At 69.6% G+C, this 21,209-nt stretch carries 17 protein-coding genes and 1 other RNA gene; 15 read left to right on the top strand and 3 right to left on the bottom strand.

What is annotated here, in order from left to right; translation table 11 throughout:
- Positions 1–6 precede the first annotated feature (6 nt).
- Together smpB and ssrA are read left to right on the top strand one after the other, a co-directional pair.
- Entirely contained in the window at positions 7–486 is a 480-nt protein-coding gene (gene smpB, locus ACI2LP_RS08190; protein WP_266475953.1) for an SsrA-binding protein SmpB, read from the top strand.
- 90 nt (positions 487–576) lie between these two features.
- Positions 577–961, top strand: a transfer-messenger RNA (tmRNA) gene (gene ssrA, locus ACI2LP_RS08185).
- A 65-nt stretch (positions 962–1,026) separates the two neighbouring features.
- Here ssrA and ACI2LP_RS08180 read toward each other — a convergent pair.
- Positions 1,027–1,449 (bottom strand): hypothetical protein, encoded by a 423-nt coding sequence (locus tag ACI2LP_RS08180; RefSeq protein WP_404723697.1) that lies wholly within the window; start codon positions 1,447–1,449, stop codon positions 1,027–1,029.
- Positions 1,450–1,520: 71 nt separating this feature from the next.
- Positions 1,521–2,744 (bottom strand): MFS transporter, encoded by a 1,224-nt coding sequence (locus ACI2LP_RS08175; RefSeq protein WP_404723696.1) that lies wholly within the window; start codon positions 2,742–2,744, stop codon positions 1,521–1,523.
- Positions 2,745–3,017: 273 nt separating this feature from the next.
- Between ACI2LP_RS08175 and ACI2LP_RS08170 the strand changes: the two genes are divergently transcribed.
- From ACI2LP_RS08170 to ACI2LP_RS08110, 13 genes are all read left to right on the top strand, one after another.
- Positions 3,018–3,983, top strand: coding sequence for a LysR family transcriptional regulator (locus ACI2LP_RS08170; RefSeq protein ID WP_404723695.1), 966 nt, complete (start codon positions 3,018–3,020; stop codon positions 3,981–3,983).
- A gap of 287 nt (positions 3,984–4,270) precedes the next feature.
- On the top strand, positions 4,271–4,807 hold the full coding sequence (locus tag ACI2LP_RS08165; RefSeq protein WP_404723694.1) for a hypothetical protein: 537 nt from the start codon (positions 4,271–4,273) through the stop codon (positions 4,805–4,807).
- Positions 4,808–4,876: 69 nt separating this feature from the next.
- A complete protein-coding gene (locus ACI2LP_RS08160) occupies positions 4,877–7,000 on the top strand; it encodes a glycosyltransferase (RefSeq protein WP_404723763.1) in 2,124 nt (707 codons plus the stop codon).
- On the top strand, positions 6,997–8,196 hold the full coding sequence (locus ACI2LP_RS08155; RefSeq protein ID WP_404723693.1) for an acyltransferase: 1,200 nt from the start codon (positions 6,997–6,999) through the stop codon (positions 8,194–8,196). Before ACI2LP_RS08160 ends, ACI2LP_RS08155 begins: the two co-directional genes overlap by 4 nt.
- Positions 8,197–8,321: 125 nt before the next feature.
- Positions 8,322–9,662, top strand: a complete 1,341-nt coding sequence (locus ACI2LP_RS08150) for a nitrate/nitrite transporter (protein WP_404723692.1) — start codon at positions 8,322–8,324, stop codon at positions 9,660–9,662.
- 95 nt (positions 9,663–9,757) lie between these two features.
- Positions 9,758–10,903 (top strand): uroporphyrinogen-III synthase, encoded by a 1,146-nt coding sequence (locus ACI2LP_RS08145; RefSeq protein WP_404723691.1) that lies wholly within the window; start codon positions 9,758–9,760, stop codon positions 10,901–10,903.
- A 142-nt stretch (positions 10,904–11,045) separates the two neighbouring features.
- On the top strand, positions 11,046–12,317 hold the full coding sequence (locus ACI2LP_RS08140; protein ID WP_404723690.1) for a serine hydrolase domain-containing protein: 1,272 nt from the start codon (positions 11,046–11,048) through the stop codon (positions 12,315–12,317).
- 103 nt (positions 12,318–12,420) lie between these two features.
- Complete coding sequence (locus ACI2LP_RS08135) at positions 12,421–13,023, top strand: CGNR zinc finger domain-containing protein (protein WP_404723689.1); 603 nt, start codon at positions 12,421–12,423, stop codon at positions 13,021–13,023.
- A 199-nt stretch (positions 13,024–13,222) separates the two neighbouring features.
- Positions 13,223–13,810: a sigma-70 family RNA polymerase sigma factor gene (locus ACI2LP_RS08130; protein WP_142217417.1), complete on the top strand. Its 588-nt coding sequence runs from the start codon at positions 13,223–13,225 to the stop codon at positions 13,808–13,810.
- Positions 13,807–14,643, top strand: a complete 837-nt coding sequence (locus ACI2LP_RS08125) for an anti-sigma factor family protein (protein ID WP_404723688.1) — start codon at positions 13,807–13,809, stop codon at positions 14,641–14,643. The genes ACI2LP_RS08130 and ACI2LP_RS08125 overlap by 4 nt, the downstream gene beginning before the upstream one ends.
- A 61-nt stretch (positions 14,644–14,704) precedes the next feature.
- Positions 14,705–17,122, top strand: a complete 2,418-nt coding sequence (locus tag ACI2LP_RS08120; protein WP_404723687.1) for a HelD family protein — start codon at positions 14,705–14,707, stop codon at positions 17,120–17,122.
- A 391-nt stretch (positions 17,123–17,513) separates the two neighbouring features.
- Positions 17,514–18,947: an NAD-dependent malic enzyme gene (locus tag ACI2LP_RS08115; RefSeq protein ID WP_404723686.1), complete on the top strand. Its 1,434-nt coding sequence runs from the start codon at positions 17,514–17,516 to the stop codon at positions 18,945–18,947.
- Positions 18,948–19,251: 304 nt separating this feature from the next.
- Positions 19,252–19,533 carry an HU family DNA-binding protein gene (locus ACI2LP_RS08110; RefSeq protein ID WP_004571953.1) on the top strand — a complete coding sequence of 94 codons (282 nt, stop codon included), beginning with the start codon at positions 19,252–19,254 and terminating at the stop codon, positions 19,531–19,533.
- A 138-nt stretch (positions 19,534–19,671) separates the two neighbouring features.
- Here ACI2LP_RS08110 and murA read toward each other — a convergent pair whose 3' ends face one another.
- Positions 19,672–21,012 carry a UDP-N-acetylglucosamine 1-carboxyvinyltransferase gene (murA, locus tag ACI2LP_RS08105; protein ID WP_360880087.1) on the bottom strand — a complete coding sequence of 447 codons (1,341 nt, stop codon included), beginning with the start codon at positions 21,010–21,012 and terminating at the stop codon, positions 19,672–19,674.
- Between the last annotated feature and the right edge of the window lie 197 nt (positions 21,013–21,209).

Raw genomic sequence — 21,209 nt, 5'->3', positions numbered from 1 at the left:
CGCACTATGGCTAAGGAAAAAGGGCGCAAGCTGATCGCGCAGAACAAGAAGGCGCGGCACGACTACACCATCCTCGACACCTACGAGTGCGGTCTCGTGCTGACAGGTACCGAGGTGAAGTCGCTGCGTCAGGGGCGGGCCTCGCTGGTGGACGGCTTCGTCCAGATCGACGCCCACGAGGCGTGGCTGCACAACGTGCACGTCCCGGAGTACACGCAGGGGACGTGGACCAACCACAGCGCGCGGCGCAAGCGGAAGCTGCTGATGCACCGCGCCGAGATCGACAAGCTCGAGTCGAAGTCGCAGGAGACCGGCCACACCATCGTGCCGCTGGTGCTGTACTTCAAGGACGGCCGGGCGAAGGTCGAGATCGCGCTGGCGAAGGGCAAGAAGGAGTACGACAAGCGGCAGACGCTGCGCGAGAAGCAGGACCGGCGCGAGACGGACCGTGCCGTCTCGGCTGCGAAGAAGCGCCAGCGGGCCTGATCGGCAGGAATAGGCTGGCACCGTCGTGCGTTGGTCACGTACGATGGCACCTGCACCTCACAGAGGGTGCGTGTTTTGAAAAATCAACATGGGGATGATCGGTTTCGACAGCGGATGTCGAAGCAGGGGAAGCGAGCCGAGGAAGCGGCAATGATCTCGTTAACCATATGTCGCAACCAATAATCGCCACTTCCAAGAGCGATTCCCGCGCCTTCGCGCTCGCTGCCTAATTAGCAGCTAGCGAAGGCCTTCGGGTGTCAGCCCGGGGCTGTTCCCGACCCGGATCCTGGCATCAGCTAGGGAACTAAACCTCTAAGCCCGGTCACGGGGCGTAGAGGGAAATCAAACAGTGACTGAGCCCGTCGGAGACTTGTCCGCGAGATCTCCGGGGCCGAGAAAATCGAAGCGGACTGCGCTCGGAGAAGCCCTGATTCTGCACCGTTGGACGCGGGTTCGATTCCCGCCATCTCCACTCATCCCATGTGAGACAAAGGCCCGGCTGTCGCGACAGCCGGGCCTTCGTCATGCAGAACGCGCTGCTCAGGCCGTGGGCTGGTAGCCGGTCAGCACGCCGAGCAGCTGGTCCATCTCGGCGCGCCAGATGCGGTGCACATTCATCCGGGTCGGCTGCGGCTGGCCCGGCAGCTGGAAGCGGAACGAGCTCCAGACGGCGTTGCGCTTGATCTCACCGATCATTCCCGTGACCTCGGCCGGCGTCAGGGCAAAGGCGATTTCCTGCGGGCGGTTGCTCATCCGGCCCGCCTTGTGGACCACCACGGCCTGCTCGGTCACGGTGATGAAGTAGTACGTGAGAAAGGCCTGGCCGATCAGGCCGAGCATGCTCATCAGCCAGACGCTGGGGCCTGCTATGGCCTGGATGGTGACGATCGGCCGGTCGGCCGGATTGGCCTGTGCAATCGCAGCTGCCACCTGCTGCTGGATGGTTGCCTTCTTGATGGCCATGAGCCCTCCCCTGAGCGGAACGTAGGCCCCCGCTTCCGGGGGCGGTGCAGCGTACCGCCTCGGGTCTGTGCTCATGACAGCCGGGCCCTGACTGCCGACGCGACCAGCAGTGCGGCCGCCGCAGCCGAAACAGGCACCAGGTATCCGTGTGCGGCGCCCAGGTGCTCCACCGCCGCGCCGCCCGTCGCCGAGCCGGCCGCGATGCCGCCGAGGATCGCGGTGACGGCGAGCGTCATGCCCTCGTTCAGGCTGTCCTGCGGGGTCAGCCGCTGCACCAGGGTCATGCCCGTCACCATGGTCGGCGCCGTCGCCGCGCCCGCCAGCAGGAGAGCGACGGCCAGGACGGACACCGAGCCCGTGCCGGCCGCGAGCAGGGGCAGGGCCATCAGGGCGGTCATGGCGCCGAGACAGCCTGTCAGCCGGCCCGGAAGACTGCGGGCGGGGCGGACCGATCCGTACAGCAGGCCCGCCGCGCACGACCCGGCGGCCTGCAGCGCCAGCAGCAACCCCGCGACAGGACCGTCCAGATGGGCGAGTGTCGTGACCTCCAGCGCACCGAAGACCGCGCCCGTGGCGAGGAAGACCGCGAGCAGCGGCACCATGCCCTGCGTACGCAGCGGGGAGCGGACCCCCGCCCGGCGCGGGGCGATCGGGGGCTCGGTGGAGCGCTGGGCCGCGAAGACCAGTACGCCGGTCATCATCAGGATCACGCCTGTCAGGGTGCCCGCCTCCGGAAAGAGCGCGGAGCACAGGAAGGCCGCGAGCACCGGCCCGAGCATGAAGCAGAGTTCGTCGGCTGCCTGCTCGAAGGAGTTCGCGGTGTGCAGGGCGGCCGGGTCGCCCTTGTGGAGGTGGGCCCAGCGGGCGCGGGACATGCCGCCGGTGTTCGGGGTGGTGGCGGTGGCCGCGTAGGCGGCGAAGAGGGTCCAGTCGGGCGCGCCGAGGCGTACGCAGAGCAGCAGCGCGAGCGAGCCGAGCGCGGCGATCGCGGTGGCGGGCACGGCGATCCGTGTTTGCCCGCACCGGTCCACGAGCCGCGCGTTCCACGGCGCGACGAGCGCGGTGGCGGCGAGCCCGGTCGCGGTGACGGCCCCGGCGAGGGCGTACGAGCCGCGGGACCCGGCGATCATGATGACGGCGCTGACGCTGAACATGCCCATGGGGAGGCGGGCGATGAGGTTGCCGAGGGTGAACGTGGTGGCGCCGTGCGGCTCGAAGAGCCGGCGGTACGGGGTGAGGCGGGACTTTCCCCCACCCCGCCCTCCCCCAGAGCTTCGCCTGGGAGGTACCCCCATTCCGTAACTGGGGGCTTCGCCCCCAGACCCCCAGTCCTCAATCGCCGGACGGGCTGAAATTTCAGCCCCTCCGGCGATTGAGGAGCGGGGCTCGGGGCGGAGCCCCGTAATCAGTCTCGCCGGCGTGTGAGGCGTGGGGTCCGGGGTGGAGCCCCGGTTACGGGAACGGGCGGGGTGGGGAACAGGCATGGGGCAACCCTCACCGCGGGGGCCACGCGCGGTCCAACACCTGCTCGGGCCCCATTGACGCACCCCCGTTGTAAATTCGGCCGCGTGCCCCGAGACATCGACCCCCGCCTGATCCGCGCCTTCGTCGCCGCCGCCGGCGAACTGCACTTCACCCGGGCCGCCGCCCGCCTCTACGTCGCGCAGCAGGCCCTCAGCCGAGATATCCGGCGGCTGGAGCGGGACTTGGGTGTCGAGCTCTTCGTACGGACCACCCGGCAGGTGACCCTCACCGGCGACGGCGAGCGGCTGCTGCCGTACGCCCGCCGGGTGCTCGAGGCGCAGGACGAGCTGCTGGCAGCCGCGGCGGGCGCCTCCCGGCCCCTTCTCGTCGACCTGAACACCGCAGGCATGGCCTCCGGCCGCGTGCTGGCCCGGGCGCGTGAACTCGCGCCGGAGTGCGAGCTGATGGCCCGCTTCGAGAGCGGTCTCACCGGGGCCGCCGCCGAGATCGTCGGCGGGCGGCTCGATGTCTCCTTCGGACGCTTCGCGGGGCTCGAACCCGCCGTACAGGCGCTGCTGTCCCATCAGCCGGTGCGGTACGAGCCGATGGCCGTGCTGCTGCCGCAGGACCACCCGCTCGCCGCACGCGAGCGGATCCCGTTGAACGCGCTCGCGGGTGAGTGCGTATATGCCGGTGCAGGAAATCCGCGAACCCTGGAGTGGACGGACCTGGCGCGGCGGCTGTTCGCCGGGCGGGGCATCGAGATTGCGCCGCCCGCGCCCATGGCCGTGGGCGTCGAGGAGTTCCGGCGGGTGATGGCGAAGAACCCCATCCCCGTCCTGGCGGTCGTGGATTTCCCGGCGATGCCGGACTGCGTGCTGCGCCCGATCGTCGATCCCGTACCGCTGTCGCCGCTCTCCATGGTGTGGCGCAAAGGGATCTCTCATCCGGGCCTGGACGCCCTGCGGTCGGCGGCGGCGCGGCTTGCGGCAGAGGAGGGGTGGCTGGAACGTGACCCTGACGACTGGCTTCCGGAAGGCGATATGTCGCTGATGTGTGACAACAACTGACACAAGAGCACGTGTGTCACCGGCGTGCGCTACATTCAGTGTCCGGGTGGGTGTGGTAGGGGGCGCTCGGGCTGGGTGGGGACCCAGTCCGACGAGATCAGGCCAGATGAAAGCGCACCCGTTATTCAGGTCGTGGGGGTGTGCGTACAACTGTGGAAAATTGGCACGAGGATGCTCGTAACGGGCATGCGTATGAGCCGAGCGAGGTGACAGTACAACTCGACGTCCGAGGCAGGACGTTGGGGGAGCCGGCCACCTCTGTTCCTCAGGAGACTTCCGACGGTCCGGTGTTCGTCGACGAGAGCGGCCGTCGCAGCAAGAAGTTCCGCCGCGTCGGCTGGCTGCTGGCCGTCGCCTGTGCCTGCTACGCCATCACGCTGGTCGCCGCCCTCCTCGGCGGCAACTCCGCAGCGCCCCTGCTCCCCGGTCTCGGCCAGGACGACGAGAAGCGGACCGACACCGTCCAGATCCAGCCCGACCCCAGCGGTGACGCCGGCGCAGGGGCCACCCCCGGCTCCGTACCCGGCGCACCCACACCCACCGACTCCACCGGCGCACTGCTGCCGCAACCCTCCGACGGTGCGTCCACCGGTACCGCGGCCGGGGCCTCGGCCGCCCCGGGACCAGGTGTCTCCGGCTCCGCAGCCCCCAAGCCCACCGGCGGAGGTACCCGGCCCGGCGGCGGCACTTCGGCCTCACCGCCGGGCGGCGGCGGCAGCGACCCCGGCCCCGAGCCGGAAACCAGCCCCTCCCTGCCCACGCCGTCCGACCCCGGCCCCAGCGGCGACCCCACCGAGCCACCAGTGCAAGAAGGCGCGCTCTAGATGACAACCCCCGACGGCAGGGCTGCTCACCGGCGGCCCAGATCTCGGCCGACCGTACGCAGAATGCCCATGCGGTATCTGCTGCCCGTGCTCATCCTCGTTGCACTGCTCGCCATGCTGATGCTGCGCGGCTATGTGCACAGCGAGATCCTCGCCGACCACCGCGTCCGCCCCCCGGCCCCGACCGACCAGGTCCCCGAGAAGATCCTCGAGGGCGGACCGGTCATCGACGCGCGCGACAAGGCCGATCCCAAGACCCTGACCATCCCGGACCGCAGGCTGGTGCTGACCTTCGACGACGGGCCCGACCCCGTCTGGACGCCGAAGGTCCTCGACAAGCTGAAGAAGTACCACGCGCACGGCGTCTTCTTCGTCACCGGCACCATGGCCTCACGCCACCCCGAGCTGGTGGAACGGATGGTGCGCGAGGGGCACGAGGTCGGACTGCACACCTTCAACCACCCCGACCTCTCCTACCAGTCCACCGCGCGCATCGACTGGGAGCTCTCGGAGAACCAGCTGGCGCTGGCGGGCGCGGCCGGCATCCGCACCTCGCTGTTCCGCCCGCCGTACTCCTCGTTCTCCGACGCCCTGGACAACAAGTCCTGGCCGGTCACGCAGTACATAGGCAGCCGCGGCTACATCACAGCCCTGAACAACACCGACTCCGAGGACTGGCAGCGCCCCGGCGTCGACGCGATCATCAAGCGGGCCACACCCAAGGGCACCCAGGGCTCGATCGTGCTGATGCACGATTCCGGCGGCGACCGCTCGCAGACCGTCGCGGCCCTCGACCGCTTCCTTCCGGAGATGAAGAACCGGGGCTACCGCTTCACCAACCTCACCGAGGCGCTCGGCGCGCCCAGCGCCCACACCAAGGTCACCGGACCCGAGCTGTGGAAGGGTAAGGCCTTCGTCACCTCCGTCGCCTTCTCCGAGAACACCACGGAGGTCCTGGTCGTCGGCCTCGCCGCAATCGGCGTGCTCGTGCTGGCGCGTTTCGGGCTGATGCTGATCCTGTCCTTCGCCCATGCCCGCAAGGTGCGCAGGCCGGGCTTCAGCTGGGGCGCTCCGATCACCGGTCCGGTGTCCGTGCTGGTCCCCGCCTACAACGAACGCGAGTGCATCGCCAACACGGTCCGCTCGCTGATGGCGAGCGACCACCCCATCGAGATCATCGTCATCGACGACGGCTCCACGGACGGCACCGCGGACATCGTCGAGGCGCTGCGGCTGCCCGGTGTCCGTGTCGTACGGCAGCCCAACGGGGGCAAGCCCGCGGCCCTCAACAACGGCATCCGGCACGCCCGATACGAGATCGTCGTGATGATGGACGGCGACACCGTCTTCGAGCCGTCCACCGTCGGCGAGCTGGTCCAGCCCTTCGGCGACATCCGCGTCGGCGCGGTCGCGGGCAATGCCAAGGTCGGCAACCGCGACACCCTGATCGGGGCCTGGCAGCACATCGAGTATGTGATGGGCTTCAACCTCGACCGCCGGATGTACGACGTGCTGGGCTGCATGCCCACCATCCCCGGAGCGATCGGAGCCTTCCGCCGCCGGGCCCTGGAACGGGTCGGCGGCATGAGCGAGGACACCCTCGCCGAGGACACCGACGTCACCATGGCCATGCACCGCGACGGCTGGCGCGTCGTCTACGCCGAGCGGGCGCGGGCCTGGACCGAGGCCCCGGAGACCGTTCAGCAGCTGTGGTCGCAGCGCTACCGGTGGTCGTACGGCACCATGCAGGCGATCTGGAAGCACCGCGGTGCGCTTGTGGAGCGCGGGCCGTCGGGCCGCTTCGGCCGGGTGGGCCTGCCACTCGTCTCCCTCTTCATGGTGCTCGCACCGCTGCTGGCCCCGCTGATCGACGTCTTCCTGCTGTACGGACTGGTCTTCGGCCCCACCGAGAAGACGATCGCCGCCTGGCTGGGCGTCCTCGCCGTACAGCTCGTGTGCGCCGCGTACGCCTTCCGGCTGGACGGCGAGCGCATGACCCATCTGGTGTCGCTGCCTCTTCAGCAGCTGCTGTACCGGCAGTTGATGTACGTCGTGCTGCTGCAGTCGTGGATAACGGCGCTGACCGGCGGCCGGCTGCGCTGGCAGAAGCTGCGGCGTACGGGAGCGGTGGAGGCGCCCGGCGTCATACCGAGCCAGCGCCGCAGCAATGAGGACCGGAGGCCCGTCGCATGAGTCACGCCTCCACGGCCGCAGCGGCCCCGGCGCCGGCGGCACAGGCCGCGCGGCCGGGCCGCGACCGCTATCTCGACCTGCTGCGCTCCCTCGCGCTGGTCCGCGTCGTCGTCTACCACATATTCGGCTGGGCCTGGCTGACGATCGTCTTCCCGTCCATGGGCGTGATGTTCGCGCTGGCGGGCTCGCTGATGGCGCGTTCGCTGTCGCGGCCCGCGCTCGGGGTGATCCGCGGCCGTATCCGCAGGCTGCTGCCGCCGCTGTGGGCATTCAGCGCCGTCATGCTGGCCCTGCTCTTCGCGGCCGGCTGGAAGCCGGTCAAGGAAGAGGGGCTGTGGTGGTTCGCCAGGCTGTTCTGCTACATCGTCCCGGTCGGCGCCCCGGAGTTCCCCTGGAGTATCGGTGACAAGGTGGGGCTGCTGGAGGACACCTGGGCGGTCCAGGCGGTGGGTCCGCTCTGGTATCTGCGCGCCTATCTCTGGTTCGTGATCGCCTCACCGCTGCTCCTGTGGGCCTTCCGCAGGCTGCCCTGGGTGACGCTGCTTGCGCCGCTCGGCCTGACCGCGGTCGTCGGCACCGGCCTGGTGAACATCCCGGGCGAGACCGGCAACGCGGTCTCCGACTTCGCTGTCTTCGGCTCCTGCTGGGTCCTCGGCTTCGCCCACCACGAGGGGCTGCTGCAGAAGATCCCGCGCCATCTGGCGATCTCCGGTTCCGCCCTGGTGATGGCCTTCGGCCTGTGGTGGGCCTCGGGCCACCAGACCGTCGACGGCTGGGACCTGAACGACATCCCGCTGGCCCAGGCCACCTGGTCCCTCGGCTTTGTGATGATCCTGCTCCAGTACTCCCCGTCCTGGCAGGAGCTGCCCGGAAAGCTCGCCCGCTTCGACAGGTACGTCACGCTCTCCAACAACCGCGCGGTGACGATCTACCTCTGGCACAACGCCCTGATCATGGCGACGGTCCCGCTGCTCGACCTGCTGTGGGAGATACCCTTCGTGGACGAGCACCTGAGCGGCGCGCTGGAGACGACGTATGCGATCTGGATGTTCCTGCTGGTCTGGCCGCTCATCGGGCTGATGATCATGGCCGTGGGATGGATCGAGGACCTGGCGGCCAAGCGAAGCCCGCGGCTCTGGCCAAACGGCGTCCGCAAGGGGTCCCCGGGGATCCCCAGGGAGTCCCGGGAGAGGTGACCGGCTCACACCGGACGTGACGCCCGGGTGAGAGCAAGGTTTCGCACCGGTCACCTCACGCCACCGGAGCCGAAACGAGCCGTCCATATCTTCGCCTCAGTACCCGACACCCGTGGAGGCGCGTGATGGCAGGCCGCTGGATTCAAGAGTGGGACCCGGAGGACGAGACCTTCTGGCGAGAGAAGGGGGAGAAGGTCGCCCGGCGCAATCTCGCCTTCTCCGTGCTCAGCGAGCACATCGGTTTCTCCGTGTGGACCCTGTGGTCCGTGATGGTCCTGTTCATGGGGCCCGAGTACGGCATCGACCCGGCCGGCAAGTTCTTCCTGGTGGCCATGGCCACGCTGGTGGGCGCCTTCATCCGGGTTCCTTACACCTTTGCCGTCGCCCGCTTCGGCGGACGCAACTGGACGATCATCGCGGCGTCGATGCTGCTCCTGCCCACGATCGCGGCCTACCTGGTGATGGAACCCGGGACCTCTTACACCACGTTCATGCTGGTCGCGATGCTGACCGGTGTCGGCGGCGGTAACTTCGCCTCCTCCATGACCAACATCAACTCCTTCTTCCCGCTGCGGAAGAAGGGGTGGGCGCTCGGCCTGAACGCGGGCGGCGGCAACATCGGCGTGCCCGTCCTGCAGCTGGTCGGGCTCGCGGTCATCGGAGCGGCCGCCGGACCGCGCCTGCTGCTCGGGATCTACATCCCGCTCATCCTGGTCTCCGCGATCTGCGCCGCGCTCTTCATGGACAACCTCGCCCCGGTCAAGAACGACACCGGCGCCTCCAAGGAAGCCGTGCGCGATCCGCACACCTGGATCATGTCCTTCCTCTACATCGGCACCTTCGGGTCGTTCATCGGCTACAGCTTCGCCTTCGGCCTGGTCCTCCAGACGCAGTTCGGACGTACGCCGCTGCAGGCCGCGTCCATCACCTTCATCGGGCCGCTGCTCGGCTCGCTCATCAGGCCGCTCGGCGGCTGGCTCGCCGACCGTTACGGCGGCGCGCGCATCACCCTGTGGAACTTCCTCGGCATGGGCGTGGCCACCGGGGTCGTCGTACTCGCCTCCGTGGAGAAGTCGCTGGCCCTGTTCACCGCAGCCTTCATCGTGCTGTTCGTGCTGACCGGGGTCGGCAACGGCTCCACGTACAAGATGATCCCCGGCATCTTCCAGGCGAAGGCGATCGCCAAGGGCATGACCGGCGAGGCGGCGGCAGCCTACGGACGGCGGCTGTCCGGCGCGTCCATGGGGCTGATCGGCGCGGTGGGTGCGCTCGGCGGGCTCGGCATCAACCTCGCCTTCCGCCAGTCCTTCCTGACGGCGCACACCGGCACCTCGGCGTTCGTCGCCTTCCTCGCCTTCTACGCGGCCTGTTTCGCGGTGACCTGGGCGGTATACCTTCGCCGGCCCGCCACCGTTTCGCAGCCGGTTGCCGAAGCGAAGCCGCAGCTCAGCTACGCAGAGGTGTAACACCGGAGAAATGTCGGCGAACCGAGTCTGTCACGCACCGTTGGCAGGCTCGGTCGCCACATCCGTACAGGGTGGGACAGAGTAGGGACGATCACATGCAAGACCTTCAACACGGACCGCTTGCCGGCTTCACCGTCGGGGTCACCGCTGCGCGGCGCGCCGACGAACTCGGCGCACTGCTGTGCCGTCGCGGCGCCACCGTCGTGCACGCACCCGCCCTGCGTATCGTTCCACTCGCCGACGACGCCGACCTGCTCGCCGCCACCAAAGAGCTCATCGGCCACGCGCCCGACGTGGTTGTCGCCACCACCGCAATAGGCTTCCGCGGCTGGGTGGAGGCCGCGGACGGCTGGGGATGCGGGGAGGAACTGCTCGAGCGGCTGCGCGGCGTGGAACTGCTGGCCCGCGGGCCGAAGGTGAAGGGCGCCATCCGTGCCGCCGGGCTCACCGAGGAGTGGTCTCCGGCCTCCGAGTCCATGGCCGAGGTACTCGACCGGCTGCTCACCGAAGGTGTCGCGGGCCGTCGTATCGCGCTTCAGCTGCACGGCGAGCCGCTGCCCGGGTTCGTCGAGGCGCTGCGGGCGGCGGGCGCCGACGTCGTCCTCGTACCCGTCTACCGGTGGATGGCGCCGGAAGACCTCGCACCCCTGGACCGGCTCCTCGACGCGACCGTCTCGCGCGCTCTGGACGCCGTCACCTTCACCAGCGCCCCGGCAGCCGCGTCGCTGCTCTCCCGGGCCGAGAGCCGCGGTCTGCTCCACGAGTTCCTGGACGCTCTCGACCACGATGTGCTGGCCGCCTGCGTGGGGCCGGTCACGGCGCTGCCGCTGCAGGCCCGCGGCGTCACCACGGTGCAGCCGGAACGCTTCCGGCTGGGGCCGCTGGTGCAGCTGCTCGGTCTTGAGCTGCCCGGCCGCGCCCGTACGCTCCCGGTCGCGGGCCGCCGTATCGAGATCCGCGGTCACGCGGTCATCGTCGACCGCGAGTTGCGGCCGGTGCCGCCCGCCGGGATGGCCCTGATGCGCGCGCTGTCACGGCGCCCCGGCTGGGTCGTCTCGCGCGCCGACCTGCTGGGCGCGCTGCCCGGCGCGGGCCGCGACGAGCACGCCGTCGAGACTGCGATGGCCCGGCTGCGTACGGCGCTCGGTGTGCCCAAGCTCATCCAGACCGTGGTCAAGCGGGGCTATCGGCTGGCCCTGGACCCGGCCGCGGACACGAAGTACGGACGCGTGACGCGGTAGGGCAGCTGCCCCGCGCCGCGTCACCCTGCCCAGCCGTCCCCGTCCCCGGTCCGGGAGTTCACCCTGGCCGATGCAACCAGCCTGGGGTTCCACGCGTATAGCCGTTGCCGGAGTCCGCATCCGCGGCGCGGCTCGTACGCGAATGGAGAAGAACCAGATGGTCTCAGGCATGGTGGGCAGCGGCACGGCGCTGGGCGCGGTTCTGCTGTCGTTACTGGCAGTTCCCGCGCAGGCCGCATCCGCCGCCGAAAGCACCCCTCCGGCCGCGGCCGAGGGGCTGCCGGCGCCCGATCTTCCGGGACTGCGTGAGGTGTTGCGGTCGGCGCTGGCGAAGGGCGCTCCCGGCGCGATGGCGCGGATCGACGACAACGGCACGGTCTACAAGGCCGCCGAAGGCATCGCCGACCGGGCCACGGGACGGCCCATCAGCACCGAGGACCGCTTCCGGGTCGGCAGCGTCAGCAAGAGCTTCTCCTCGGTGGTGCTGCTGCAACTCGTCGACGAGGGCAGGCTCGACCTGGACACCTCGGTCAACACCTATCTGCCCGGGCTGCTGCCCGACGACCGGATCACGGTGCGCCATCTGCTGAGCCACCGCAGCGGTCTGTACGACTACACGAACGACATGTTCGCGCAGACGGTCCCGGGCTTCGAGTCCGTACGCAACAGGGTGTTCACCCTCCAGGAGTTGGTGGACCTGTCGCTGGCCAAGCCGCTGAACAACCAGCCCGGCGCGGCCTATTCGTACTCCAACACCAACTTCGTCGTAGTCGGCATGCTCATCGAGAAGCTCACCGGACACACCCTGAGCACCGAGTACCGCGACCGGATCATCAAGCCGCTGAAGCTGCGCGACACCTTCTACGTCCACCCCGACACCGCGCTCCCGGGCCGGCACACCAAGGGCTATCTCACCCCGGACGAGGCGGGCGCGCCGCTCGTCGACTCCACCCGGCAGACCGTCTCCTGGGCGCAGAGCGCCGGCGCGGTGATCTCCAGCACCAAGAACCTGGACACGTTCTTCTCCGCTCTGCTGGGCGGCAAGCTGCTCTCCGCCGACCGGCTGGCGCAGATGCAGCAGTGGACACCGGTCAACAGCACCCAGGGCTACGGACTCGGTCTGCGCCGCCGCGATCTGTCGTGCGGCGTCTCGGTGTACGGACACACGGGCACCGTCCAGGGCTACTACACGTACTCCTTCACCTCGAAGGACGGGAAGCGCAGCATCACCGCGGTCGCCAACACCTCCAACAACGGTGATGTGCTGGGCGTCATGGCCAAGACGCTGGACGCGGCCTTCTGCGGCAAACCGGCGCCCGCGACGGGGGCCCGCCGCGCCGCGCCTTCGCAGCAGGACGAGAAGCAGCACGAAAAGCAGTACGAGGACATCGCGCCGGGCATCGCCCGCAACTGACGCACCCGCGTGCGGCCGGACCACGAGGGGTTCCGGCCGCACGCTCCTCAGGGCACTCTGGTGGAAAGACCCGGCGGTGACCCCGAGGGCGGTGACAAGGCGCATGGTGGCAGGCGCGACGGGTGCAGCCTCCTACGACTGGAGGTTCGACTCCGGGCGGATCTGCCTGGACCTGGTGGCGACCGCGGAGGCGCCGCCCGGCGGACGCGAGCCGCTGAACGGGGCCGGGCGGCTTGGCCGGTGGCTGGTGGGCGCCGGCCTGGTGCCCGCGGGCACTCAGCTGGTGGGCACGGAGAGCCAGTGGGTGGACCGCTTCGTCGAACTGCGGGACTGGATAGCCCAGTTGGTGCGGGCCGAGATCGACGGCCGGAGCGCCGAGTCCGCGCTGGAGCGGGTGAACGCCCTCGCCGCGGGAGCGCCGCCCGGCATCCGAGCCGTACGCGACGAAGAGGGCTTTCTGGTACGGGCGCTGAGCGCCGCGCCCGAGTGCGGGGCGCTGCTGGCCGCGATCGCCCGCGACGCCGTTGAGCTGCTGACCGATCCGGTGGCCAGGGCCCGGCTGCGGCAGTGCGAGGGCGACAACTGTCGGCGGGTCTATCTGGACACCTCCCGCGGACGGCGGCGGCGCTGGTGTTCCAGCGAGGTGTGCGGGAACCGCGAGCGGGTCGCCAGACACCGGCGCAGGGCGGCCGTGGCAGGGGCCTGAGACCTGCCCGGGACCCGGCCCGGGACCCCGCCCGAGATCCTGCCTGAGACCGTTTGAGACCCGCGCGCGGGCCCGCCCGGGGACCCCCGTAAAAGATCTTGAAAGTTTTTCCGGCGGACGTTGAGTGATGCGCCTGTGGCCTCCGTAGTGATGGGGGAGAAGCAGTCAGCCAAAACAGGGTCTCGACCGGGAGGTTCAGGTGCGCAAGGATGCCGCCGTGGCCGATGACCGTCCGCAAAGGGCCCGCCATCGAAGCGAGAAGCCACGCAACGACTCCTCAGCACCTGACGAGGAGCTCATGCGCGCGCTGTATCGCGAACATGCGGGACCTTTGCTTGCTTATGTACTGCGCCTCGTCGCCGGCGATCGCCAGCGTGCCGAGGACGTGGTGCAGGAGACACTCATCCGTGCCTGGAAGAACGCCGGTCAGCTCAACCGAGCAACCGGCTCTGTCCGACCCTGGCTGGTGACGGTCGCACGCCGCATCGTCATCGACGGTCACCGCAGCCGGCAGGCCCGGCCGCAGGAGGTCGATCCGTCGCCGCTGGAGGTCATGCCCGCGGAGGACGAGATCGACAAGGCGTTGTGGCTGATGACGCTCTCAGATGCGCTCGATGATTTGACGCCCGCCCACAGGGAAGTTCTTGTCGAGACGTATTTCAAGGGGCGTACGGTCAATGAGGCGGCCGAGACGCTCGGCATACCCAGTGGGACGGTGCGTTCCCGGGTGTTCTACGCACTCCGTTCCATGAAGCTCGCTCTGGAGGAGAGGGGGGTCACGGCATGACCATGTACGAGCAGGAGTCCGTACACGACGCCGCCGCTGCGTATGTGCTCGGCATCCTGGACGACGCGGACGCCTCCGCCTTCGAGGCGCATCTGGCGGGCTGCGACATCTGCGCCGCCCACCTCGAGGAGTTTTCCGGGATGGAGCCGATGCTGGCCATGCTGGCCGAGGCCCCGGCACCGCCCCAGCAGTCGAACGTGCTGAACCTGCTGCCCGGCGCGCGGTCGGCGTCCGACTGGGAGTACTCACCGCCGCGGCCCGTCCCCGTGGTGCCCACCGCCCCGAGCCCCAAGCTGCTCGGCGGACTGCTCGACGAGGTCGCGGCCAAGCGCGCGGCCAAGCGCAGGCGCGGGATGTATCTGGTCGCGGCCGCCGCGGCCCTGATCATCGGCGGTCCGGCCGTCGCGGTCGTGGTCACGGCGGACGACACCGGCAGCAACCAGGCAGCCACGACTCCGCACCCCACCTCGCCGGCCGAGGACGCCTTCTTCAACCACATGGAAACGAAGGTGCAGGCCACGGACGCGACCACCAAGGTCAGCGCGACCGTCGGCATGGAGACGAAGGCCTGGGGCACCCACACCGTTCTGGAGCTGAAGAACGTCAAGGGTCCGCTCAAGTGCAATCTGATCGCCGTCTCCAAGACCGGCGAGGAGGAGGTCGTGACCTCCTGGGCCGTCCCGAAGTGGGGTTACGGCATCCCGGACAGCCCCGAAAAGATGGGCAAGAAGCCGCTTTATGTGCACGGTGGCGCGGCGATGAACCGCAGCGACATCGATCACTTCGAGGTCCGCACCTTCGACGGAAAGCGGCTCGTGGAAGTCGACGCCTGACAGATTCGCCCCCTTCGCGTACGGTTGACGGCTGCCCAGTGCACGTCAGAAGGGGGCCCCGGTGGCCGCGCAGGAAGCCGCTGTCGACTCTGTCCAGGATTCCGTCCGGGACAGAGAGATCGGTGTCGAGCAGGAACATCTGGACCGGGTGTACCGCCGCCTCGAGGAGAAGATCCACGAGGCGGAGTTCCTGATGCACGACGCCGCCAAACGCGGTCAGGTCGGTACCCCCGGCGCGCTCGCCGAGCGGGACGCCCAGGTGTTCCGCGCGGGCATCCACCTGAACCGGCTGAACAACGAGTTCGAGGACTTCCTCTTCGGCCGTATCGACCTGTTGCACGGCAAGGACGGCCAGAAGGGCCCGGACGGCGCGTACACCTCGGTCGAGCCCGCCGACGACGCGGTGGCGGCGGACAACACGGCCGACATCGGGGAGACTCTGCACATCGGCCGGATCGGGGTCCTTGACTCCGACTACGCGCCGCTGGTCATCGACTGGCGCGCGCCGGCCGCCGCACCGTTCTACCGCTCGACCCCGGTCGATCCCGGCCGGGTGGTACGCCGCCGGGTCATCCGCTCCAAGGGCCGCAAGGTCCTCGGGGTCGAGGACGACCTGATGCGCCCGGAGCTGTCCGCCGTGCTCGACGGCGCCGAGCTCCCGGTCATCGGGGACGGCGCGCTGATGGCGGCGCTCGGGCAGGCCCGCAGCCACACCATGCGGGACATCGTCGCCTCCATCCAGGCGGAACAGGATCTGGTGATCCGGGCCCCGGCCGCGTCCGTGACGTATGTGGAGGGCGGTCCCGGCACCGGCAAGACCGCGGTGGCGCTGCACCGGGCGGCGTATCTGCTCTACCAGGACCGGCGGCGGTACGCGGGCGGCATCCTGATCGTCTCGCCGACGCCGTTGCTCGTGGCGTACACCGAGGGCGTGCTGCCGTCGCTGGGCGAGGAGGGGCAGGTCGCGATCCGTGCGGTCGGCAATCTGGTCGACGGCGCGGAGGCGACGGCGTACGACGAACCGGCCGTGGCCCGCATCAAGGGCTCCTCGCGGATGCTGAAGGTGCTCCGCAACGCTGCTCGGGGCGCGCTGGAGCTTTCCGGGGGCCCGGCGGCGTCCGCGCGCTCCGGTCGCTCCTCGCGCTCTTCGCGCGGAGCGGCAGGCGCCGAGCCGGGCGGCCAGCTCGCGTTCGGCGACGAGCCCGACGAGGGCCGGGAGGCCCCCGCCGCCACGCCCGCACGGCTGCGTGTCGTCGCCTTCGGACGCCGCGTGGAGCTGACGGCCGACGAACTCCAGCGCATCCGGCACAACGTCCTCGGCGGCACCGCGCCCGTCAATCTGCTGCGCCCGCGTGCGCGCAGGCTGCTGCTCGACGCCCTGTACGCCAAATCCGGCGCCGGGACCCGGCACACCGACCCGGAGCTCGCGGCCGAACTGCGGTCCTCCTTCGACGAGGACGTGGCGTCCGAGGACGCCTTCATCGGCTTCCTGGACGCCTGGTGGCCCGAGCTCACCCCGCGCCAGGTGCTCACCGCGATGGCCGACGAGAGGCGGCTCGGCCGCTGGGCGCGGCGGATCCTCAACCCGGGCGAGGTGCGCCGCCTGGCCCGCGCACTGCGCCGCGAAGCCCTGTCCGTGCACGATGTGGCGCTCCTCGACGAGCTGCAGTTGCTGCTCGGCACCCCGGCCCGCCCCAGACGCAAGCGCGAGCTCGACCCGCTGGACCAGCTCACCGGTCTGGAGGAGCTGATGCCGCAGCGCCAGGAGACGCAGCGCGAGCGCGCCGAGCGGCTGGCGCAGGAGCGCATCGAGTACGCGCATGTCATCGTCGACGAGGCGCAGGACCTGACCCCGATGCAGTGGCGGATGGTCGGCCGCCGTGGGCGGCACGCCACCTGGACGGTCGTGGGCGACCCGGCGCAGTCGTCCTGGTCGTCCCCGGACGAGGCGGCCGAGGCCCGCGACGAGGCGCTCGGCTCCCGTCCGCGCCGCCGCTTCCAGCTCACCGTCAACTACCGCAACCCGGCCGAGATCGCCGAGCTGGCGGCCAAGGTGCTGGCGCTGGCCATGCCCGGCATGGAGTCTCCGTCGGCGGTCCGTTCCACGGGCGTGGAGCCGCGCTTCGGTGTCGTACGGGACGGGGATCTGGCCGAGACCGTACGGAGCGAGACGCAGCGACTGCTGGACCGCGTCGACGGCACGGTCGGTGTCGTGGTCGCGATGAACCGGCGTGAGCAGGCCGCGCGTTGGCTGGCCGGGCTCGGTGACCGGGCCGTCGCGCTCGGCTCCCTGGAGGCAAAGGGCCTGGAGTACGACGCGACAGTCGTCGTCTCCCCGGCGGAGATCGCGGACGAGTCACCGGCCGGACTGCGCGTGCTGTACGTGGCGCTCACCCGGGCGACCCAACAGCTGACGGTGGTCTCGGACCGGCGCGATCAGCCGGACGAGGACGGTGTGCCGGACCTGCTCCGGGACTGACGGGGAGTCAACCTGCGATGCGGGAATCACGTACCAGAGTGGTTTGTTAGCCTGGGGGTGGCACCGGCTCGATCCAAGCCCCCGGGCCCAACCTTCGTCGCTACGAGCGACCACTTGCCGCGAGGCGAGCATGGCGGGTCGGTGCCACCTTTTCGGGTAAGAGACAGGTCCGCGTCACCGGATGGTGGCGCGGACCTGTTTTCGTTGCGGACCCTTTCGGTGGAGGCTTCCACCCGAACGGTCATATCTCGTATGGTGGAAAACAGTTTCCGAGAACTAAATGACCACTATTACCTGCTACCCGCAGGTAGGTGCGACGATCGGAAGGCGTTGCCGGGCACCTGCCACGGCCGCATGGCAATGAAGCTAGCGAAAGCAGAGGAACCCGGTCATGGCAACGGCGCCCAGCGTCTCGTACTCGATGACGGTCCGGCTGGAGGTGCCCGCGAGCGGAACCGCGGTCTCCCAGCTCACCACGGCCGTGGAGTCCTCCGGCGGCCACGTGACCGGCCTGGACGTGACCGCTTCCGGCCACGAGAAGCTGCGGATCGACGTCACGATCGCAGCGACCTCGACCACGCACGCCGAAGAGATCGTCGAGGAGCTGCGCAAGATCGAGGGCGTCGTCCTCGGCAAGGTCTCCGACCGTACGTTCCTGATGCACCTCGGCGGCAAGATCGAGATGCAGTCCAAGCACCCCATCCGCAACCGTGACGATCTCTCGATGATCTACACGCCGGGCGTGGCGCGGGTCTGCATGGCCATCGCCGAGAACCCCGAGGACGCCCGTCGCCTCACCATCAAGCGCAACTCCGTGGCCGTGGTGACCGACGGCTCCGCCGTGCTCGGCCTCGGCAACATCGGCCCCATGGCCGCGCTCCCGGTGATGGAGGGCAAGGCGGCCCTGTTCAAGCGGTTCGCCGGCATCGACGCCTGGCCGCTCTGCCTGGACACCCAGGACACCGACGAGATCGTCGCGATCGTCAAGGCGATCGCTCCCGGCTTCGCGGGCATCAACCTCGAGGACATCTCCGCCCCCCGCTGCTTCGAGATCGAGGCGCGGCTGCGCGAGGCCCTCGACATCCCGGTCTTCCACGACGACCAGCACGGCACCGCGATCGTCGTCCTCGCCTCGCTGACCAATGCTCTGCGCGTGGTCGGCAAGGCCGCCCCGGACGTACGGGTCGTCATGTCCGGCGCGGGCGCGGCCGGTACGGCCATCCTGAAACTGCTGCTCGCGGCGGGTGTCAAACACGCCGTCGTGGCCGACATCCACGGTGTCGTGCACGCGGGCCGCGAGGACCTTGTCTCCGCCGACCCCGACTCGCCGCTCCGCTGGATCGCCGACAACACCAACCCCGAGGGGGTGACCGGCACACTGAAGGAAGCAGTCGTCGGCGCGGACGTCTTCATCGGCGTCTCCGCCCCGAACGTGCTGGGCAGCGAGGACGTGGCGGCCATGGCGGACGGCGCGATCGTGTTCGCGCTCGCGAACCCGGACCCCGAGGTCGACCCGGCAATCGCCCGCCAGACGGCGGCAGTTGTGGCCACAGGCCGCTCGGACTTCCCCAACCAGATCAACAATGTGCTGGTCTTCCCGGGTGTGTTCCGCGGTCTGCTGGACGCGCAGTCCCGCACGGTCAACACCGAGATGATGCTTGCGGCCGCCCAGGCGCTCGCGGACGTCGTCACCGAAGACGAGCTGAACCCGAACTACATCATCCCGTCCGTCTTCAACGACAAGGTCGCCGGAGCGGTCGCGGGAGCCGTCCGCACCGCCGCGAAGGCGGCCGGGGCGGCTGTGACGGGCCCCACGTCGGGCTGACACCCGGCGCGTCGCGAGTCGCGGGGCCGTGACTGCCGCTCTAGGGTGGCGGACCATGAGCCCGCACGCGCGGCTCCTATGAGTCTCCACCGAGTGGACGGAACGTCACCACGACGAGGCCGTGGCGCTTTTCGTGTGACTCCGGAGGGTGCCGGATTGGCTTTCCCGCCGCTGGTGGGGGCAGGATGCGTATTCGGGCGCGAGGGTCTGACGGCAGACCCGGGTCCGGGGACTGTCCTAGGGCCCTGGCAGCATCGGCTTCGATCTCACGCCTCACAGGCAAGAAGAACACGGGAGTAACAACATGAACCGCAGTGAGCTGGTGGCCGCGCTGGCCGACCGCGCCGAGGTGACCCGCAAGGACGCCGACGCCGTGCTGGCCGCTCTCGCCGAGACCGTCGGTGAGGTCGTCGCCAAGGGCGACGAGAAGGTCACCATCCCCGGCTTTCTGACCTTCGAGCGCACCCACCGTGCCGCTCGCACCGCTCGTAACCCGCAGACCGGCGACCCGATCCAGATCCCGGCCGGCTACAGCGTGAAGGTCTCCGCGGGCTCCAAGCTCAAGGAAGCCGCGAAGGGCAAGTAAGCCTTCAGCACGCGAAGGGCGGCCACCCCAGTGGGGTGGCCGCCCTTTGTACGTTGTACGGCCCGCAGGGGGCCTTTGCCGGGGCTCTGCCCCGGGCCCGCGCCTCAATCGCCGGCGGGGCCTGAATCCGGGGTCCCGCTAGACCAGCGCCCCGCCGGGGAGTTCGACCTTCGCGCCGAGCTTCTCCAGCTTCTCCATGAAGTTCTCGTACCCCCGGTTGATCAGGCCGATCCCGTGCACCCTCGACGTCCCCTGCGCCGCCAGTGCCGCGATCAGGTACGAGAAACCGCCGCGCAGGTCCGGGATGACCAGGTCCGCGCCCTGGAGCTTCGTCGGGCCCGACACGACCGCCGAGTGCAGGAAGTTGCGCTGGCCGAAGCGGCAGTCCGAGCCGCCCAGGCACTCCCGGTACAGCTGAATGTGCGCACCCATCTGGTTGAGCGCCGAGGTGAAGCCGAGCCGCGACTCGTACACCGTCTCGTGGACGATCGACAGGCCCGCCGCCTGGGTCAGGGCCACCACCAGCGGCTGCTGCCAGTCGGTCTGGAAGCCGGGGTGCACGTCCGTCTCCAGCGCGATCGCGTTCAGCGCGCCGCCCGGGTGCCAGAAGCGAATGCCCTCGTCGTCGATCTCGAAGGCGCCACCCACCTTCCGGTAGGTGTTCAGGAACGTCATCATCGAGCGCTGCTGCGCCCCGCGCACATAGATGTTGCCCTCGGTCGCCAGCGCCGCCGACGCCCAGGAGGCCGCCTCCAGGCGGTCCGGGAGCGCCCGGTGGGTGTAGCCGCCGAGCTTGTCGACACCGGTGATCCGGATCGTCCGGTCGGTGTCCATGGAGATGATTGCGCCCATCTTCTGCAGTACGCAGATGAGGTCTTCGATCTCCGGCTCCACGGCGGCGTTGGTGAGCTCGGTGACGCCCTCGGCCAGCACGGCCGTCAGCAGCACCTGCTCCGTCGATCCGACGGACGGGTACGGCAGCCGGATCTTGGTGCCGCGCAGCCGCTGCGGGGCCTCCAGATACTGACCGTCCGCCCGCTTCTCGATCGTCGCGCCGAACTGGCGCAGCACCTCGAAGTGGAAGTCGATCGGCCGGCCGCCGATGTCACAGCCGCCCAGGCCCGGGATGAAGGCATGCCCGAGCCGGTGCAGCAGCGGACCGCAGAAGAGGATCGGGATGCGCGAAGAGCCCGCGTGGGCATCGATGTCAGCGACGTTCGCGCTCTCCACGTGCGACGGGTCGAGCACCAGTTCGCCCGGCTCGTCACCGGGGCGCACCGTCACGCCGTGCAGCTGCAGAAGTCCGCGTACGACGCGCACATCGCGGATGTCGGGCACATTGCGCAGCCGGCTCGGCTCGCTGCCGAGAAGGGCGGCGACCATCGCCTTGGGCACGAGGTTCTTCGCGCCGCGGACGCGGATCTCGCCCTCCAGCGGGGTTCCGCCGTGGACAAGCAGTACATCGTCTGTGCCGGTCATGAATCTCGCGTTCCGGAGGGGGTCCCCCCCAGCGGAGCGAGGGGATGTCGGGCAGGGGCCAGAGACAAAGGGTAAGGGGCTACCACCCTTCTCCCGTAGGGCCAGGGACGCTCCGTGTGCGTAATGAATTCGGCACAACACGCTTGGTTAATCATTCGTAGCGCTGCGTCACCGCCGCCGGTTCGGCCGCCCGTGGC

This window comes from Streptomyces sp. NPDC019890 (assembly GCF_044903445.1).
Taxonomy (GTDB): Bacteria; Actinomycetota; Actinomycetes; order Streptomycetales; family Streptomycetaceae; genus Streptomyces.
The sequence above is the reverse complement of the archived record's forward strand: the minus strand, read 5'-3'. Positions and strand labels throughout refer to the sequence as shown.

What these genes read in the sequence shown, in the direction of transcription:
- smpB (WP_266475953.1), top strand. Translation starts at nt 7, where the DNA reads ATGGCTAAGGAAAAAGGGCGCAAGCTGATCGCGCAGAACAAGAAGGCG.
- ACI2LP_RS08180 (WP_404723697.1), bottom strand. Translation starts at nt 1,449, where the DNA reads ATGGCCATCAAGAAGGCAACCATCCAGCAGCAGGTGGCAGCTGCGATT.
- ACI2LP_RS08175 (WP_404723696.1), bottom strand. Translation starts at nt 2,744, where the DNA reads ATGGGGGTACCTCCCAGGCGAAGCTCTGGGGGAGGGCGGGGTGGGGGA.
- ACI2LP_RS08160 (WP_404723763.1), top strand. Translation starts at nt 4,877, where the DNA reads ATGCGGTATCTGCTGCCCGTGCTCATCCTCGTTGCACTGCTCGCCATG.
- ACI2LP_RS08155 (WP_404723693.1), top strand. Translation starts at nt 6,997, where the DNA reads ATGAGTCACGCCTCCACGGCCGCAGCGGCCCCGGCGCCGGCGGCACAG.
- ACI2LP_RS08150 (WP_404723692.1), top strand. Translation starts at nt 8,322, where the DNA reads ATGGCAGGCCGCTGGATTCAAGAGTGGGACCCGGAGGACGAGACCTTC.
- ACI2LP_RS08145 (WP_404723691.1), top strand. Translation starts at nt 9,758, where the DNA reads ATGCAAGACCTTCAACACGGACCGCTTGCCGGCTTCACCGTCGGGGTC.
- ACI2LP_RS08140 (WP_404723690.1), top strand. Translation starts at nt 11,046, where the DNA reads ATGGAGAAGAACCAGATGGTCTCAGGCATGGTGGGCAGCGGCACGGCG.
- ACI2LP_RS08135 (WP_404723689.1), top strand. Translation starts at nt 12,421, where the DNA reads ATGGTGGCAGGCGCGACGGGTGCAGCCTCCTACGACTGGAGGTTCGAC.
- ACI2LP_RS08125 (WP_404723688.1), top strand. Translation starts at nt 13,807, where the DNA reads ATGACCATGTACGAGCAGGAGTCCGTACACGACGCCGCCGCTGCGTAT.
- ACI2LP_RS08115 (WP_404723686.1), top strand. Translation starts at nt 17,514, where the DNA reads ATGGCAACGGCGCCCAGCGTCTCGTACTCGATGACGGTCCGGCTGGAG.
- ACI2LP_RS08110 (WP_004571953.1), top strand. Translation starts at nt 19,252, where the DNA reads ATGAACCGCAGTGAGCTGGTGGCCGCGCTGGCCGACCGCGCCGAGGTG.
- murA (WP_360880087.1), bottom strand. Translation starts at nt 21,012, where the DNA reads ATGACCGGCACAGACGATGTACTGCTTGTCCACGGCGGAACCCCGCTG.